Genomic DNA, 2,676 nt, shown 5'->3' with positions numbered 1-2,676 from the left:
AGCCGGGCCAGGACGCTGACGAAGACGGTGGTGCGCCCGGCGCCCCCGTCGCCCCGGCCCCGCCGCGGCCGACCGCCGTGGTGGCCGGCCAACGCACGCCGCCGCGGCTGCCGCCGGGCTACCGCTGGATCGCCATGCGGCCGGGCGCCGCGCCGCGCCCGCCGCGTCGGCGCCGCCCGCTGGGCCCCACGCCGCGCTATGCGGTCATGCCGCGGTGGACCCTGGCCGACCATGTCGCACCGGCGCCCGACGTCGCCGACGCCCCCGCGCGCCGGGGCCCGTCGGCGGCCGCCGTGCGCACCACCGTCTTCGTCAGCGTCCTGACCCTGGCCGTCGCCGCGCTGGTCTACGTCGTGCGGTACGTGCTCCTGGTGATCAACCGCAACACGTTGCTCAACAATTGGGTGGCCCTCGCCGCGGACTGGCTGGGCGTGCTCGCCAGCGTGGCCGCGGCGGCCGCGGTGATCGTCGCGGGTGTCACGCTGATCCGCTGGTTGATCGCCCGGCGGGCCGCGGTGTTCGCCCACCAGGGCCTGTCCGAACAGCGCCCCGACCGGGCTCTGTGGGCGGGTTGCGCCGTTCCCCTGATCAATCTGTTGTGGGCTCCGGTCTACGTGATCGAGCTGGCGATCCTGGAGGATCACTACCCGCGGCTGCGCGCCACCATCAATCAGTGGTGGCTCGCGTGGGTCTGCAGCTACGTCGTCTCCGCGTTCGCGATCGTGACCAGCTTCGCCACCGACGCGCAGGGCATCGCCAACAACACCGTCGCGATGGTGTTCGCCTACGTCTTCGCGGCCGCGACGGTGGCCGCCGCCGGCCGGGTGTTCGAGGGATTCCAGCGCAAACCCGTGGAGCGCCCCGCGCACCGCTGGGTCGTTGTCGGCGAGGAAGGCCCCGCGACCTCGGCCGCGCCCGCCCCGGTTGAGTTGCAGGGGCAGGAACCGGCAGCATAGGGGAATGACGTGGGCCGACGAGGTGCTCGCCGGGCATCCGTATGTTGTCGCCCATCGCGGTGCATCCGCCGCGCGGCCCGAACACACGCTGGCGGCCTATGACCTCGCCCTCAAGGAGGGCGCCGACGGCGTCGAATGCGACGTGCGGCTGACCCGCGACGGCCACCTGGTCTGCGTGCACGACCGCCGGCTGGACCGGACCTCGACCGGGGCCGGCCTGGTCAGCACCATGACCCTCGCGGAGCTGAGCGAGCTCGAGTACGGCGCCTGGCACGACAGCTGGCGCGAAGACGGCACCCACGGGGACACCAGCCTGCTCACCCTGGACGCCCTGGTCTCCCTCGTCCTGGACTGGCACCGGCCGGTCAAACTGTTCATCGAGACCAAACACCCGGTCCGGTACGGCTCACTGGTGGAGACCAAGCTGCTGGCGCTGTTGCAGCGGTACGGGATCGCCGCGCCCGCCTCGGCGGACCGGTCCCGGGCGGTGGTGATGTCGTTCTCGGCGGCCGCCGTCTGGCGGGTCCGGCGCGCCGCGCCGCTGCTGCCCACGGTGTTGCTCGGCCGCACGGCGCGCTACCTGACCAGCGGTGCGGCCACCGCCGTCGGCGCCACCGCGGTCGGGCCGTCGCTGCTGACGCTCAAGGAGTCCCCGCAACTGGCGGACCGGGCGATCGCGCAGGGCCGCGCCGTTTACTGCTGGAACGTCGACGAATACGAAGACATCGACTTCTGCCGCGATGTCGGGGTCGCCTGGCTCGCCACGCACCACCCGGGGCGGACCAAGGCGTGGCTGCAGAGCGGCCGGGTCGGGGAGGCCGGCGGCTAGCTAGTTCGCCCCGTCGGCGCCGGTGGGCGACGGTGCGTCGGCGGCCAACGCGTCGAACAGTCGGCCTGCCTCACCGCGATTCCACAGCACCACCGATCCCGCGTCGCCGTCGGCGAATTCACCGATGGGCACCGTCATGGTGCTCGTCGATCCGTGCAGCGCCCAGGCGAGCCGCGCCAGGTCCCAGACGTGATCGCCCCGGTCGACGGTCAGGGCGTCGGCGGCCGCGCGGGGCACCGTGTACCAGCGCCACGGGTTGAGCCATACCGCCGGCCTGCTCGCGTCGTGCAACAGCGCCGACACGAACTGGCGTTGGTTGACCATCCGGTCCAGGTCCGCGCGCGGGGTGTCGCGCGTCCTGACGTACCCGAGCGCCTTGCCGCCGTCGAGCCGCTGGCAACCCGCCGGCAGGTCGATGCCGGCCAGCGGGTCGACGAGCGGGGTGCTCGGGCACACGGTCACCCCGCCGAGCGCGTCCACGACGGCGGCGAACCCCCCGAAGCCGATCTCGACGTAGTGGTCGAGGCGCAACCCCGTGGCCTGCTCCATCGTCTGTACCAGCAGCGGCGCTCCGCCCATGGCGAACGCGGCGTTGATCTTGTCCTTGCCGTGGTCGGGGATCGGCACGTAGGAGTCGCGCGGGATCGACACCATGGTCGTCGGCGTCGCCGACCCCAAGGCGGGCACGTGCACCAGCAGGATCGTGTCGGTGCGTCCGGTGCCGATGTCACCGCCGGTGGCCAGAGCCTGCTGCTGCTGAGCGTCCAGGCCCTGACGGCTGTCGGAGCCGACGATCAACCAGTTGGTTCCGCGGCCGGGGCCGGGTCGCCCGGCGTAGTCACCGAACACCTGCTCGCGGTGCAGGCGGGTGTCCAGCCACACCGCCCCGCC

3 protein-coding genes are annotated in these 2,676 nt (G+C 73.0%); 2 read left to right on the top strand and 1 reads right to left on the bottom strand.

The features are described 5' to 3' along the window. Nucleotides 1-956, top strand: a 956-nt coding sequence (locus tag A5714_RS18415; protein ID WP_197513787.1) for a DUF4328 domain-containing protein, incomplete at its 5' end; no start/stop codon positions are given. A gap of 4 nt (nt 957-960) precedes the next feature. Continuing rightward, nucleotides 961-1,785: a glycerophosphodiester phosphodiesterase gene (locus tag A5714_RS18410; protein ID WP_068072333.1), complete on the top strand. Its 825-nt coding sequence runs from the start codon at nt 961-963 to the stop codon at nt 1,783-1,785. Here A5714_RS18410 and A5714_RS18405 read toward each other — a convergent pair. Further along, nucleotides 1,786-2,676 (bottom strand): LCP family protein (locus A5714_RS18405; RefSeq protein ID WP_231975927.1); only part of this gene is annotated, 891 nt, incomplete at its 5' end.

Origin of the sequence: Mycobacterium sp. E2462 (assembly GCF_001672685.1) — a bacterium.
In the GTDB taxonomy this organism is placed as follows: domain Bacteria; phylum Actinomycetota; class Actinomycetes; order Mycobacteriales; family Mycobacteriaceae; genus Mycobacterium.
The sequence above is the reverse complement of the archived record's forward strand: the minus strand, read 5'-3'. Positions and strand labels throughout refer to the sequence as shown.